General features: G+C 61.1%; 5 protein-coding genes. All 5 read left to right on the top strand.

What is annotated here, in order from left to right:
• Positions 1–27 precede the first annotated feature (27 nt).
• Entirely contained in the window at positions 28–1,578 is a 1,551-nt protein-coding gene (locus EK23_RS22055; protein ID WP_145998723.1) for a PKD domain-containing protein, read from the top strand.
• 116 nt (positions 1,579–1,694) lie between these two features.
• Positions 1,695–3,323 carry a hypothetical protein gene (locus EK23_RS17875; RefSeq protein ID WP_045226757.1) on the top strand — a complete coding sequence of 543 codons (1,629 nt, stop codon included), beginning with the start codon at positions 1,695–1,697 and terminating at the stop codon, positions 3,321–3,323.
• 258 nt (positions 3,324–3,581) lie between these two features.
• The gene (locus tag EK23_RS17880; RefSeq protein ID WP_045226758.1) at positions 3,582–14,120 is read left to right on the top strand and encodes a filamentous hemagglutinin family protein; all 10,539 of its coding nucleotides are present in this window, start codon (positions 3,582–3,584) and stop codon (positions 14,118–14,120) included.
• Between the two features lie 55 nt (positions 14,121–14,175).
• On the top strand, positions 14,176–15,984 hold the full coding sequence (locus EK23_RS17885) for a DUF2341 domain-containing protein (protein ID WP_045226759.1): 1,809 nt from the start codon (positions 14,176–14,178) through the stop codon (positions 15,982–15,984).
• Between the two features lie 3 nt (positions 15,985–15,987).
• Positions 15,988–16,138, top strand: a 151-nt coding sequence (locus EK23_RS17890) for an ExbD/TolR family protein (protein ID WP_045223860.1), incomplete at its 3' end; no start/stop codon positions are given.

A 16,138-nucleotide genomic window follows, 5' to 3' on the forward strand; every position in this document is an offset into this window, starting at 1 on the left:
GGACTACCGGAAGCCAGCAGTTCATTGATGACTGCTGGCTTTTTTGTTTCCCACGGAAATCGCCCACCAAAGCTGACCGGACCACCGGAAGCCAGTACGCCGTTGCGGCTGCTGGCTTTTTTTATGGGCGCTGGAAGTTGGAGAAAAGGGCTGACCCGCGTCCCAGACGCGGGGCTGTGGGGGGCTGCCCCAACTGAGAAAATTGTGTGCAACCAAGAGGTACTTATGAAACTGAAGATACTCGCTTCAGCAGTGCTGGGCGTGTTTGCCTCGGCTGCGGCGGCAGACCTCCTAAAAGACGGGTCTGTGGCAGGAACACCGTCGGACCTGCTGCTTGCGGTTTATGACGCTGGAAGCACCGGGTCAACAGCAGGAAAAACCTTTCTGTTCAATACCGGCTTGAGTTACGGCGACATCGTGACTGGAAAAGTTCCTTCCACCGTCATTGATTTGTCGAGCGACGCCAATTTCCAGCAGATCGTCGCCGCTGGCGCAAATCTCAAATACAACATCGTCGGTGGCTACAAGTTGGCTAGTGACTATTCGAACTACGACGCAGCGGGTGTTGCGAAGCCGTTTTCCGATGAGTCGAACGCGCAGTGGGGTGTTGTGACGACGGGTACGCAAGCCAGCGACTTCAGCGGCGATTTTGGCGGGGTCGCGGATACGTCGGCAGCCAGAATTTTCGCGTACTGGGATGCGGTCAATGTGAAGCTTGCTGCGGCTGGCGCAAGCACTGCGGGCGGACCCAATTCCGTCCTGGTCGATAAGGGCGACCGTTCTGCGTCTTTTGACATCGCCTGGGCAGGCAATTTTGGCGGTGGAGGAATCGCCAAAACGGCCAATGCGAATATCGTTAACGGACTAGGTACTTCCGCCAAGTTCTTTTGGGTCACCAATACCGATTTCGACAAAGGCAAAGTGACGGAAATAGGCTCTTGGCAGCTGACTAGTGGCGGCAAGCTGGTGTTTGCGGCGACTGGTGTGCAGCCGCCTGGATTGACCAATAGTCCGCCGGTAGCCAATGCGGGTAGTTTTCAACAAGTGGCGCTAGGTACCAGCGTCACCCTGGATGGCAGTTCAAGTTCCGACCCGGACCGGGACACATTGACCTATGCCTGGACACAGGAGTCCGGCCCGAGCGTCTCTCTGACGGGTGCGAATCAGGCCAAGGCCACCTTCACCGCGGACAAGAATGGTACCTACACCTTCAAGTTGACGGTCAGCGACGGAAAGGAAAGTGGAACCGCGACGGTCAAGGTTGCTGCGGGGGCCACGATTGTGTTGGGAACCGTTCCCACTGCCTGGCAGGTAGGGAAAAGCCAGAGCGTGACCTTTACCAGCTATGGCGTGAAGGGTGGCGTGAAAGCCACTTTGCAGTACTCCAAATCCGGCGGTGGCAAATTTAAATCTGTTCGGACCGTAGCTGCTAAAAAGCGGGCGTTCAAATGGAAGCCCGTCAAATCCAATGCGTCTGCAACGGGGGCCTTCAAGGCTTGTATCAGAGCCAGCAAAAAGGAGCTGGTATGTGATCAGGCCAGCGGAATCACCGTGACGGCATCGTCGAAGAAGAAGTAGGGATGCTTCCAAGAGCACGAGTGACGCCAAACCCTTGATGTTGAATGGCATAACCGGCCTTCGTAGCGGATCGGTCTTCCGATTTGATCACCTGAATTGATGCAAGTGAGACAACCATGAAAAACTCCATAAGCGCTATTTCACCCAAGTTTCAGAAGTTGGCCCTGGCCGTGGCGTTGCTCTCGGGCGCCGGTGCGGCGCACGCCTTGAGTCCCGAGAACACCGCCAACTTGACCGTATACATCTCCGGCGGTGCGGCTCAGGACCCCGCATTCGACAGCTTTATTGAAGCCTTAGCGCTGCCAGGCACTTTTGACGTCTATTACGACAACGCCAACGCCTCCAGTCCTGGCTCACGCTACCGCGCTTACTTCTTTACGACCAATAACACCAAGATTCCGGGTTTAAGCACAGGCGGTACTAACGTCAATGTATTGATTTACAAAAGATCGTTCGGTGGCGCCGGATACGGCGTGGTCCCCTTGCTGGACCCCAGTTATCAGGTCAAGCAGTTGAATATTCAAAACGGCAATGCGACGCCGCCAGCGGGTAGCGAAACGTATTGGCGCGTCCGGACGAGTCAGGCCGGCGATCTTCAAGATACCACTTCGGATGCCGGCATTACGGGTGTCAATCCGGAACTGTTCTCGGGCGTTAACAAACCGACGCCTGCATCGGGCGACCCGGCTTTCCCGGTGGTGGACGTGAGCAAATCGTCCAGTGTTCTCACCGTGGTTCCAGCAGGCGGCTTGACCTATGGCCTGGCAGTCACCCTTGATCTGTATAAGGTTCTGCAGGCGGCACAGAAAGCGACCGGCACGTTGCCGTCTTCCACGACCATCGGCGATTATCAAAACGAGGCCAGCATCCCGACGCTGAGCCGAGCATTTGTGGGTTCCCTGCTGGCGGGCCGGATCAAGACCTGGGACGACGTGCGCGTGGTCGATGAGCGTCCGATTGCCACCGGTGCGAATCAGGGCACGGATCTGGGATCCCTCACCGATTTTGCCGACGATGCAGGCGTTTCGGCGCCCGACCTGGAGGGCGGAAAGAATCTGGTGGCTATCGGAAACCGTAACAGCGGCGCCGCCATCGGCGCGGCCTTCAGTGCGGTATTCCTGAACTCGCCGGGGACTGTAAACGCCTTCGCTTCTGCAACAGAGCCGGGTAACCCCACGAATGGCCCTATTGTGCGCCAGGCCCCGGGGGCCGGACAGCAGGATAGCCTGCTGTCCGATTGGCAGAACGGGGCCAACACCAGCACCTTCAATTCCGACAGCAAGCACCGCTGGGGCGTCGCTGAACAGAGTACCGACTGGAACGCCAGCGGCACCATCGGCGTGAACCCGACCAAAGGCTATCGCTATGTGCGCATCGACGGCTATGCGCCGACCTTGCCGAACGTGGCGTCCGGGAACTACCCGTTGTGGAGTGAGCAGACCATTCAGTGGCGAAACTCCAGCAACAGCGGTCCTAGCGGCGACAAGCTGGTGGTCTTGCAGAAAATCGCCGACGACGTGGGCAATCCCTCAGCAGCCGCTGCGGTGAATCAGAAAATCGTCAGCACCTTCGGGCCGACCGGACTGTTCGCGGTCAGCACCAATCCCACCATTACCAGCATATCCGCGCAGTTCGACGTTTCGGCTCCGGTCGTTCCCTACACCCATGTCAACGGGGGTGTTTTGAGCGGCAGTGTCGCGCCGGTTGTCGACAGTTCGAAGCCCGGTACGGTGACCTTCAAGTAAAGGCGCGACTCTGCTAAGCGGAGCCGGCGATCCAAGGATGGAGCCGGACGTGGCCAGGGGACAGGGATAGGCAGGCTGCCTCAAGGACGGCGGGGTCAGGGTCAGGGAACTGATACCGCCCCGCCATCATTTTGCCCGGATTCTGCCGTCCTAAGGCGACGCCTATCCGAGCGAGGGATTTTCGCCGCCACGGCGGCATCGATTCGTTCCGCCTGGATCGAGATTACCTACGTTTTGTCTTCGAGGCTTTGTTGCCAGATGTGTGCGTTTCCATTCCCGACTGCTGTGGTTCCCGGCCAGAGACTCAAGCGGCTGGTTGCCGCAATACGACAGACGCTGGCGACCGGCGTGCTGCTCGGTTCGGGACTTGCGCCGGCACGCGCGGAATTGCCGGTTCCGGCTGACGTCCTGGTTGCACCGGGCGCCGGCAACGTGTTGGCTCCCGTGGTCAGCGGCAACAACATGACCATCAAGCAGTTGTCGGACAAGGCCACACTGAACTGGAAGAGCTTCAATATCGGGGCGGACAGCTCGGTTCACTTCGATCAACCTTCCGCCACGTCGGTGGCGTTGAACAATATTCATCAGGGGGACCCCAGCCGAATCTACGGCTCCCTCACGGCCAATGGACAGGTCTATCTGGTCAACCAGAACGGTTTCGTATTCGGGAAGGACGCCAGCATCAATGTGAATGCCCTGGTGGCCTCTACCCTCAACATCAGCGAAAGAACTTTTCAACTCGGCCTGGTACAGGCGTTCGATCAGGCACGTGCGCCCGCTCTGCAGGCGACGGACGCCGCAGGAAATCCGGTCAAGTCGCTGTACCTAAAGGATGCCGCCGGTAATCCGGTTTTAGACGAGCGCGGCGGCAAGGTCAAAATACAGATCTTCGTGGATAAGGGCGCGAGTCTGAAGACCAACGCGGCCGGGGGACGCATCATTCTAGCTGCCCCCTCCATCACCAACCAGGGGGATATCGAAGCCAAGGATGGGCAAGTCATTCTGGCCGCCTCCCAGGACAAGGTCTATCTGCAGCAAGCCAACGCCGAATCGGGCGTACGTGGGATGCTCGTGGAAGTGGGGACGGGCGGCGACGTCAACAACGTCGGCAAGATTCTTGCGGAACGTGGCAATGCCAGCCTCATTGGCTTCGCTGTCAATCAGCAGGGGCTGGTTTCGGCTAGCACATCGGTACGGCTGAACGGTTCTGTTCGGCTCCTCGCGCGGGAGGGAATCCAGGATCCCATCGCGACCTCCGGTGCATTGCGTCCTGGTGCGACAAAGCGGGCGCAGGACGCAGGAGACACTCTCGGAACCAATGCGTCCGTTACTTTGGCCAAGGGTAGCGTAACGAGCGTGGAACTGGACGCCAATAAGTCCGAGACAGCGGTTGATGCGCAGGCCCAGTCCAAATCGCGTATCGAAATTGCCGGTCAACGGATCATCGCCGATTCCGGATCGGCCATCCGGGCCAAGTCTGGCCAAGTGAGGCTGCAGGCGTTGGACAATCCCGCCGCTCCGAACGCCAAGGGTGATGCGCGCATTTACCTGGACGCCGGAAGCCGCATCGACGTTTCTGGGGTGAAGAACGTCTCCCTTCCCATGTCCCGCAACACCGTCAAACTCGAACTTCGCAGCAATGAATTGCGTGACGCACCCTTGCAACGGGACGGCGTGCTTCATGGAAAGACTGTAACGGTCGATCTGCGCGAAATTGGCACGGATGGCCGCATCCCCATCGCCGACATGTCCGGCGCCTTGGATCGAATTGCCCGCAATATCGATGAGCGCAGCACGGTGGGTGGCAGCATCGATCTGAATTCCAGCGGCGACGTTGTTACCAGGCCAGGCAGCGTGCAGGACTTTTCCGGCGGCAGCGTTGCGTATCAGGGCGGGAATCTGGAAACGACCCAACTGGTCTCAGGAAATCTCATATTCGACCTGGCCCACGCGGACCCGGATCGTCACTACGACGGCATCCTGGGTGAAGTCGTCAAGCTTCATAGCAAATGGGGCATCCGGGAACTGTGGCCCATGGCGGGACCCGGGCTGAGCCGGTTCGAAGCCGGTTACGTGGAGGGTAAGGCAGGCGGCTCACTGAATCTGTCGGCCTATAACGCCATGTTGGACGGCCTGATGAAGGGCGAAACCATCATTGGCGAGAATCAGCGCCTACCGGAGCAACAGGCGACAGGCAGCCAACTATTAGTCGATCTAAACAAGAACAATCAGTTGGGGCGGCAAGACGTGGTGTTTGCGAAGCACGCCATCACCGAATTGAAGGCAGTTGACCCCTTTCCTCAGCAGGAAGGCGGCCCCGCGCCGCTTGCCCTCAGCGTTGATCCCGACGTGCTGCGTGGCTCCGGCGTAAGCCAGGTGCAGATAAAGACCAATGGTACGGTCAGTGTTCCTGACGGTGAGCGTATCAGCTTGCCCCGCCGCGGCAAACTGGAGCTTCAAAGCAGCGGGGCGCGCGTGGAGGGCACCATCGACGTGCCTGCGGGCGATATCACGATCAAGCCGATCACCAGCGCGGTGGATGGCCAAACCGTGTCCTTGCCAAGCGCCATCACGGTGGCAGCTTCCGGCAGGATTTCGGCAAGAGGGGAGTGGGTTAACGACACGCCATCTGCCAATCCGACCGGCAACCGCCTCACGCCGGTCGCAATCGATGGCGGACACGTGAGCCTGACGTCGGAGCAGGGCGACTTGTTGCTCGAGCCTGGCAGCCGGATCGATGTGGGCGGTGGGGCCTGGATGCAGGCGGACTCCAAAGTGACGGCGGGCAAGGGAGGATCCATTGGCCTCACCGCAAAGACCTCCCTTGTCGGCAAACCAGCATCCTCGGTGCAGTTGGGCGGAGAGTTGTCAGGCTGGGCGCTGAGCGATGGCGGTGCCTTGACGCTGAACACCAGCCAGGTCGCAATTGGCAGTTCGGACGATCCGGCTGCGCTGGTTTTGGGTTCGGACTTCTTTCAAAACGGCGGATTTGCGGACTTTCATCTGGAATCAAACCAGAAAAGCCTGATTGTGGGCGCCGGTGAGGCCGTGCGTGTTCAGCAAAAGAACCTCATTCTGCGGAACGACGCTGCATTGAAACCTTCAGGCGAGAGCTTGAGCGAGGTGAGCACCGTCACGACCATTGCAGATGACCTGCGCAATCCGGCCAATCTGACCCTGTCACTCACGCAAGCCACCGCGCAAGATCGCAAGCAGGAACTGAGGGTCGCTGACGGCGCCAGCATCATCGCCGATCGCGGCGCGTCGATCACCTTGAACTCCGATACTTCGGTCCTCGTGGAAGGCGCAATCAGCGCACCAGCAGGTTCGATCGGTATCAGTGTGAAGCCCCCCGGGGCGGGTGACTCCGGCTTCTTTGCCTCCCAAGGCATCTGGCTGGGGAGTAACGCTCGCCTGTCAGCGAGGGGCGTATTTCAACGGGAGGCCAACGGAACCGGGCTGGTTACCGGGTCGGTGCATGATGGTGGCACGATTGCGCTGGATGCCGCACGGGGCTACATCGTCGCCCAGGACGGGTCCATTGTCGATGCGTCCGGTACGTCGGCGGATCTGCAGTTTGCGGCGACGACGCCACAGTCCGGATCCACGCCGATTGAAACACGTTCAGTGCCGTCCGGTGGCGGAACCATCAGTCTGAGGGCGGGCGAGGGCATTATCGTCGACGGCAGTTTCCGCGCGGTCGGAGGTGGTTCCGGAGCCGAAGGCGGCAGGCTGTTGGTGGAATTGAACGCACCCCGGCGCGCCAAACCCGCCGATCAGGTACCCGGAGGGCTGTTCCCGGACGACCGTAATCCTAAGGCGCCACGAGCGATTGTGGTTTCCGCTGCATCGGGTCCCTCTGCTCCATCCGGTCTTGTTTTGGGCGGCGACCTTGCTTCAGGTGACTTCAGCGGACTCGCCTTTGTTTCGGCAGAATCCCTCAACGCCGGTGGATTTGGCAGCGTAGAGCTTAAGACGGACGCACTGAGGGGGCGGGAGTATGTAGGACAAATCCAGTTCCGCGGCGACGTGGCCCTGGAGGCCGGTCGAGAAATCGTGCTCGACACACCGGTCATCAGTGCGTTAGGGGCCGATGGCAATGTCGCTGGCGCCGGTCAGGTGAGTCTTTCCGCGCCGCACGTTGCCTTGGGCTCGACCCAGAGCCGCTTGGATACCCGCAGTTCTTCCGGGACATTCACCAGTTCTCTTGCGCCGGAAGCCATTGCGGGTAACGGACGTTTGCAGGTAACCGGGCAAGGAGTCGATCTCGTCGGTGGCTTGAGCCTCGACGGAATAGGTCAGGCCGCATTGGAAAGCAGCGGTGCGATTCGTGGCATCGGCGCACGGGTAACCGCTGACACCAAGGATTTTCTGGGCGAATTCAAGACGGCGGGCAATTTGAATCTGCGGGCTGCCCAAGTCTATCCCACCACCTTGACCGATTTCAGCTTCGCCCTGAGCGGCGCCGACAGCGTGCTCACGGTAGAGGCTAATGGCGAGTCCAAAGGGGCGGTGTTGTCTGCCGGTGGCAGCCTGAAGCTGAGCGCCGCCGAGATCAAGCAGGGAGGCAGCCTCCTGGCCCCATTCGGGCAGATATCACTGGCCGCGACCAAGCATCTTGAACTGTCAGCTGACAGCCTGACCTCGGTTTCCGGTCAAGGCGCGACAGTCCCGTTCGGAAGGGGCTCGGGCGCGCTCAATTGGCTCTATCCCCTTGATGGCATCGGGGTCAACAACCGCGTCATTGAAGCGCCGCCGGAAAAGCGCATCGCTCTGAGTGCACCGGCAGTCGATCTCAAGACGTCGGCCCGGGTAGACCTGTCCGGAGGCGGCGACCTCTCCGCCTACGAGTTCATCACCGGTCCGGGCGGGACTCGTGATGTCCTCGACCCGACAGACTCCGGCTTTACCCAAAAGTACGCGGTCATACCGGGGATCACGGGAATTTCGACACCCTATGATCCCGCCGAATACCCGGCCTCCGCTCTGCATGCCGGCGACAGTGTGCAGCTTTCTGGAGGCTCGGGACTGGCGCCGGGCCGCTATACACTGCTGCCGGCTCATTATGCGCTGCTGCCCGGGGCTTATCTGATCCGGCCCGTGGAGGGCACTTTGGATATGGACCCAGCGCAAAGCTATCGCCAGATGGATGGTGCCACCGTCGTCGCGGGCCGTTTTGGCGTCGCGGAAACCAGGATTCAGAGTCCCCGCTGGCAAGGATTTGCCGTCGAGCCTGGCGCGGTCGCCCGCACGCGTTCGCAGTTCCAGGATTACTCAGCCAACACGTTTTTTGCCGGCAAGGCTGAAAAGGCAGGCACAAACGCACCTCGACTTCCCCGTGATGCCGGGAGTCTGTCCATATCGGCTGACACGGAGATGAGCTTGGCTGGCGACCTGGTTGCGAGCGCTGGAAAAGGGGGATTGGGCGGTAATCTGGACATCAGTGCCAACCGCTTGGCTATCGTCGCAAGGCGCGAGGACTTGACCGGCACGGCGCCTGGCACCGTCGGCCTGGTCGCGGAAGACCTGAATCGGTTGAATGTGGAGAGCCTGCTGCTGGGTGGATTGCGCAGCGAACAAGCGAACAGTGAGCGCCTGACCGTCGTTTCAAACAGTGTCGAACTGGGTGCCGGAGCTGGCTTGAGCGGCCGCGAGATCCTGATCGCAGCCAAAGATCAGGTGTCCTTGCGCTCAGGATCCAAGGTGGAGAGCACCGGTGACGACACGGCCACGGCACGCGATCTGACTGTCTCCAATCAGGCGGCGGGTGGCGCGGCTGCGTCCGGGGATGGCGCCTTGGTACGCGTCTCGAGCCTGGGCCAGGTAAATGTGACGCGCGAAGGCAACGTGGGCGGCCAGACAGGCGTTCTATTGGTGGAGTCGGGCGCGACGCTCAAATCTGACGCCGCTCTGTTGCTGGATTCCACTCAAGACACGCGATTTGCGGGAGAGATCGCCATGTCGGGCGGTTCCCTTGCCCTCAAGGCCCGTGCGATTGGGATTGGAGAGGCTCCTGCGGGGACGCCGGGCTTGGTGTTGCCGAATCTGGACTTCGACCTTGACGAGCTGAAATTGACCAGTGCGGGCGCTGTCAGTTTCTACGGCGGCAATGGAATCACCGCCAAGAATCTGTTCATCGATGCGAACGGCATTCAGGGTGTTGCCGGCGGCGATTCGACCTTAGCGGCAGACGTTATCGGCTTGAGCAACCACTCGCCCGTCTCGGCGCCAACCGCCACTGCTACCGCTGCCGGTATTGGCAGTCTGGCAATCAATTCGCGGCTGGTTCGGCTGGGTGATGGAGACTTTGGCATTGGAGGTTTCAATACAGTTTCCATCACTGCCAGTGAGGCGCTCCTCGGCGACGCCAAAAGCTCAGGCCGTCTCAACGTCAGCGCGGACTTGAATGTAAGTGCCGGTCACGTGAGCGGTGGCGACGGGGCAAGCTCAGTGCTGGATGCCAGCGGGCATGCCCTTTCCATGTCGGCGTTGACGCCTCCGGCGAAGTTGGCGGATACCACCGGATTGGGCGTCAGCTGGACCTTGAACGCGGACAGTATCAGCAACGCCGCGCGTTTCGATTTGCCCTCAGGCGCTTTGGCCATGAAGGCAGCTGAGGGCGATCTTTCTATGGCGGATGGCGCTCAAGTCGATCTGTCGGGCCAGTTACGCAGTTTCGGCGACCAGACGCGATATTCACCTGGCGGGACTCTCTTGTTGGAGTCGACCTCTGGGACCGTGGAGTTGGCTTCAGGGGCCGTCATTAACCTGGCGGGTGCGTCAGGTGGATCAGGTGCAGGCAGTGATGCCGGACTGATGGACGTCCGGGCACCTTCGGGGTCCTTCCGAATCGACGCTTCAATATCCGCCAGTGCGCCCGAGGGCTTCCGCCAGGGTCGTGTCGCTATTGATACGGCCAGCCTCGGCAATGAGAGCTTTGCAAGCCTCAACCGCAAGCTCGCCGCGAGCGGATTCAGTGAATCCTTGGCGGTGCGCCAGCGCAGCGGTGATCTTGTGTTACCTGCGGGTGAGGTGGTCCGAGCTCATCACGTAGTCTTGTCGGCTGATGCCGGTTTGATTGATCTGATCGGAAAAATCGATGCTTCCGGGAGCCAGGCCGGAACGGTGGAAGCGCATGGCGGCGCGGGCTTGACGCTCGGGGATGGTGCCAGCATCGACGCTCACGCAGACAGTGCCGGCGCGAACGGTGGCCGCGTGCTGCTGAATACGGTACGTACGGGCCTTGGCACGGCTGACTCCGGTTTGCTCGACCTGTCGCACTCGGCATCCATTGATGTTTCGCCCGGAATCGCGGGGGAGCCGGGGGAGGTGCACCTTCGCACGGGGCGCAATGATGGTAGCGGGCGTCTTGCCGCCACCGAAATCAATGCCCGAATCCGGGGCGACGCGGACGTAGCTTTGGAAGCGGTGCGGGTCTATGACAACCAAAGCACCGTAGATTCCCCGGCTATCGCAGGCTGGCAGTCGGACACTGCTGCTTACATGGCGAGCGCGGCGGCGCCGGCGAATGCCTCAGGCACGAACATCGTGTTGGCCCCGGGTCTCGACATACGCAGCGCGGGCGATCTGAGCGTCAGCAGTTCTTGGGACTTCATGGCGCGAAATCCTGCCAGCGGCGACCTGTTGTGGCGTTATGAGGGCGTTCCCGGATTTCTGCGCCTAGAAGCAGCGGGGGACATCAACGTCAGCGCCCCTATTTCCGACGGATTCGCCACTGCGGCACTGCCGGACCCGGTGCATGGGACACTGCGGGGCGTGGTGTTCCAGGATGTCTTGCAGCAGGGCCTGTCCTGGAGCTTCAGTCTGGATGCCGGGCGTGACGTGAAAGTGGCCGCTGTCTATCCGGCGGCTGGCGGAGACTCATCTCAGGTTGTTGTACGGACCGGCACGGGGCATATCGATGTCAATGCCGGGCGCGACATTCGGCTGGAAATGGATCCTACTTCAAAGGTTGCTGGCGCCGTTTACACCATGGGCAAGCCGGCGGACTACACCTTCGGAGATCTATTGACCGGGAAGATACCGGGAATTCCTGCGCCCGGCGCGGATCAGGATCTTTCCCAATATCTCAGCGGACTCGACCCGGCTGCCATGTCCTCCTTGCTGCGCTGGGGGTATTTCAATGAATTCAACGTCGGCTTTGGTTTCCTGGCGGAGTATCCCACCCAGGGCGGCGACATCGGCTTGACTGCCGGTGGCAATATCGTCGGCGCGCAGACAGGCCAACTATCGAGCGACTGGCTGGTTCGCAGCGGTACCTGGAGCAATGACTCTGCGGATGCGTCCCGTCGGCCCACGGCCTGGGGCATCAATATCAGCGGCAGCACGGCCGACGAAACAGTGCGGGGCCTCGATGCCAACGGCAATCCCCTGGCGACGAACATAAAGGGTAGGCGCTTTTTCAATCAGAACGTCGGCGCGCTCGGTGGCGGCGAGGTGACGGTCAACGCCGGTGGCAATGTCGAGAACCTGTCGGTCATGGTGCCCACCAGCGGCAAGCCGTTTGGAAATCTGACGACGCCTCAGAACGGCGGGAAGCCGGATCTGCGCGCGCCTGACGGGGCTTTCGATACCCGATGGATCGAGAACGGCACGCAAGTCTCAGGTGGGGGCGACATTCGCGTCGAGGCGCGCGGCAGTATTCTGGGTGGCGAATTCTATGCCGGAAAGGGGACCGGCACACTGCGAGCCGGGGACAGCATCGCCGCCGATTCAACGGGGCTTGGTCCTGCTGTGGCTCTGGGCGACGCCCAGGTCTCGCTGCAGGCACGCAAGGATCTGGTGCTTGGCGGTGCATTCAATCCAACCCTGCTTCCGCAAAAACAAGTCCCGGACCGCGCGACACAAAAGAACTCATATTTCTTCACATACGGTCCCGCAAGCGGGCTTGAACTTGGTTCCACCGGCGGTGACATCATCCTGCAGAACAACGTGGAGGCGCTTCGCACGCTCAAGGGGTATGCGCCTACCGACGGCAACGGTTTCGAGCTTTCAGTTTATCCGGGAACCCTCAAGGCAGCGGCCCTCGCCGGTAACGTCAGAATCGACAACTCCCTGAATCTCTACCCGTCGGCGAGCGGACAACTGGAGATATTGGCAGGAAACAGCATCGGGACAGGCCTGGCACAGGACGGGATCATCAAACTTAACATGTCCGATGCCGACCCGTCGCTGCTGGCCAATCCGCAATTGCCGGACGCCGGGCTCTTGGGCGACCTGCCACGCAATATCATCCGGACGCGCGAGCGGCTGGACGCCGAGAGTCCGAGCGCCAGCGTGATACATGCGGTCGTTCCGGTGCACCAGGGTGACCCGTCTCCGGTGAGGCTGATCGCCCAGAATGGCGACGTGGCATTTCCTACTGGCGTGCAGATGAAGCTGTTCTTGCCCAAGTCCGCCGACGTGAAGGCAGGCCGGGATATCAAGAACCTCAGCGTCTCCGCCCAGAATCTCAAGGCTGAAGACATCACCCGGCTGCAGGCGGGGCGCGACATTCTCTTTGATGCGCGCCTGGATGCCAATGGTGGCGTCGTTCCCGCCGATCAGCGCTTGCAGGTGGGCGGTTCGGGACGGCTGCAGGTACTGGCGGGCAGGGATATCAACCTTGGCAGCTCTTCCGGTGTCTTGACCGTAGGCAACCTCTTCAACCGGGCCCTTTCAGGCACGGGCGCAGCTATTGACGTGCTTGCCGGCGTCTCGGACGAGATCGACTACACCGGCTTCATCAAAAAGTACCTGGCCCTGGACAGTACGTACTTGAAAAGTCTGACTGTGTTTGACGGCGAGGGTAATGACATCTCCTCGACGCTTTCTCCGGAGCAGAAGCTGGCTTATGTGGAAGCGCTCCCGGATCAAGCCAAGCTAGGGGTTGTCGAGGGCGTGCTGTTCTCGGAAATCAAGAAATCTGCCGCTGCCGCCGCTGCGGCGCCCGAGTCCAAACGCGAAGCCCTGTATCAAGTGGGCTTTGACGCCATCGAAACCCTTTTCCCGGGCGACAAGTACAAGGGTGATCTTGCCCTGGTATTCAGCCAGATCAAAAGCCTGGTGGGGGGCGACATCAATATTGCTGCGCCCGGCGGGCAGGTGGACGTTGGACTGGCCGGAAAGGTGGGCGGCATCCAGAAGGCGGCCGATCAGCTTGGCATCGTGGTGCAGCAGCAGGGCAACCTCAACGCCCTTTCTCAAGGTGACTTCAACGTCAATCAGTCGCGTGTTTTCACCATGGGTGGTGGCGACATCGCGGTATGGTCCTCCGCCGGCAGCATCGATGCAGGCAAGGGAGCAAAGTCGGCGATTTCAGCGCCGCCCGTGACCACCGGAATCGACGAGAAGGGCAATATCGTCACTATTTTCCCGCCCATTATCTCCGGTAGCGGTATTCAGGCCATCAACCCGGCGGACAAAACGCAACGCCAGGGCAATGTCTATTTGGCGGCGCCGACCGGCGTCGTGAATGCCGGCGAGGCTGGCATCAGCGGTGGCCAGGTAGTCATCGCGGCGACCGCGGTCATCGGCGCCTCCAATATCCAGGCGAGCGGCGGCACCGTGGGCGTGCCCACCGCCGTCTCGGTGCCCGTGGTTCCCGCTGGCGCAGACAGCGCCGCAGCCAGCGCAGCCAAGTCGGCCACACAGAATGCCACCCAGGACAGCAATGAGGCCAAAGACGAGGCGCGTGCGGCAAAGGCGGGGGCCAGCATCCTCAGTGCGGACGTGGTTGGGTATGGGCAATGCTCCGTAACCGAGGTGCGTGAGGGAAAACCCGGATGTGGTGGCTGATGCCCCCTGACCGCTTGGCGCTAACCGATTTTTGAGATCAGACGACGACACAGCGATGACGAAGACGATGCGAGGAAAACTGCCTTTGGCCCTGGCCATGCTCTTGGTGCCGGTACTGGCTTATGCCTGGTGGAACGACGACTGGAATTCGCGGCGCCAGGTGACGGTGGATGCAGGGGTCACAGGTGCTGACATTCAGGAGACCCTCGGCGAGTTTCCCGTGCTCATTCGTTTGCATACGGGCAATTTCGGATTCTTTGGCGAATTGAGCGAAAACGGCCGAGATCTGCGTTTTATGGCCGATGACAAAACCCCGCTCAAGTATGAGGTGGAGAAAATTGACGCAGTCAACGAGTTGGGACTTGCCTGGGTCAAGTTGCCCCAGGTGCGCGGCGGGGTGAGCAGCGATTCCTTCTGGATGTATTACGGCAATGGGAATGCGCCCGATGCGTCCGACAGCAAGGGGCTGTACGACACGGCGCAGGGCTTGGTGTTTCATTTCGGCGAAGGCGAGGCGCTCCCCAAGGACGCCACCGCCTATGCCAGCCATGCGGCCGACTCCAAGGCCCAGCCAGAGCCCGCCGGCTGGATCGGCGCTGCCGCCCGGTTCACGGGGGCCGGCGGCGTCAGCGTCAACCCCGCGCCGCAATTGGCCATCGCGCCGGAGCCTGGCTGGACCTTCTCGGCCTGGGTGCGCATCGACCAGCCCCAGGGGGCCGCGAGCCTGGTGGCCGCCTCGGAGGGCGGGTACGGCTTGAGCCTGGAACTGCAGGGCACCGCCCTGACGGCCCGCTACCAGGGATCGGCCAGTCAGGACCAGACGCCCGCGGCGAACCTGACCTTGGGGCGCTGGCAACATGTGGCGCTTACCGTCGATAAAGCGGGTTTGCATCTGTACCTGGATGGGGCGCAGGTGGGCTCTGCTCCGCTGAGTGTGGCGGCGTTCACGCCCACATTGAGATTCGGCGAGGGCCTGGTGGGTCTGCTGGACGAGATCCAGGTGGCCAGGACGGCGCGCAGCGCCGACTGGATCAAGCTGCAATACCGCAGCCAGAGCCCGGATTTCACGGTGCTTAACTTCGGCCAGGACGAGGGCAAGGACAGCGGCGGCGGCACCAACTATTTCGTCATCATCCTGCAGAGCCTCACCGTGGACGGCTGGGTGGTGATCGCACTGTGTGGCGTGATGTTCGTCATCAGCTCCCTGGTGATGGTGACCAAAGGACTCGCCATCTCCCGGGCGCGCAAGGACAACCAAGCTTTCTTGCAACAATACCGAAACGTCGATGCCTCGGATCCCGGCGCACTGGATCAGGACGAAAGCGAGGAAGAACAGGAGTTCGCCGATTCCGACTTCCTCACCGCCTTGGTGGGCAAGCACGACCATTTCCAGTCCTCGCCCATCTACCACGTCTACCATGCCGGCGTACAGGAACTAAAGAAGCGCTTCTCCAGGTCGGGCAGTGATACGGTCCTGACCCCCGAGGCCCTGAACGTCATCCGCGCGCGCCTGGATGCAGCGGTGGTGCGGGAAGGGCAGAAACTCAACCGCAGCATGGTGCTGCTGACCATCGCCATTTCCGGCGGGCCATTCCTGGGCCTGCTCGGCACGGTGCTGGGGGTAATGATCACCTTCGCCGTGATCGCCGCCACCGGCGACGTCAACATCAACTCCATCGCGCCCGGCATCTCCGGCGCCCTGCTCGCCACCGTCGCGGGCCTCGCGGTCGCCATCCCCGCCCTGTTCGGCTACAACTACCTGCTTACCCAGATCAAGGATCTGACGGCGGACATGCACGTGTTCACCGACGAGTTCCTGGCCATGGTCTCCGAGCGCGCCGCAGACCTGCAGCGCGAGGGCTGAGCCATGAAAGTCGGCGAGGAAGGCAAGGTCTACGACGACATCAACATCACGCCCATGCTGGACGTGGCGTATGTGCTGCTGCTGATCTTCATCATCATGACCACGGCGACGGTGCAGGGCATCACCGTCAACCTGCCCAAGGCCAGCAGCACGC

The sequence above is a fragment of the Methyloterricola oryzae genome (genome assembly GCF_000934725.1).
GTDB lineage: Bacteria > Pseudomonadota > Gammaproteobacteria > Methylococcales > Methylococcaceae > Methyloterricola > Methyloterricola oryzae.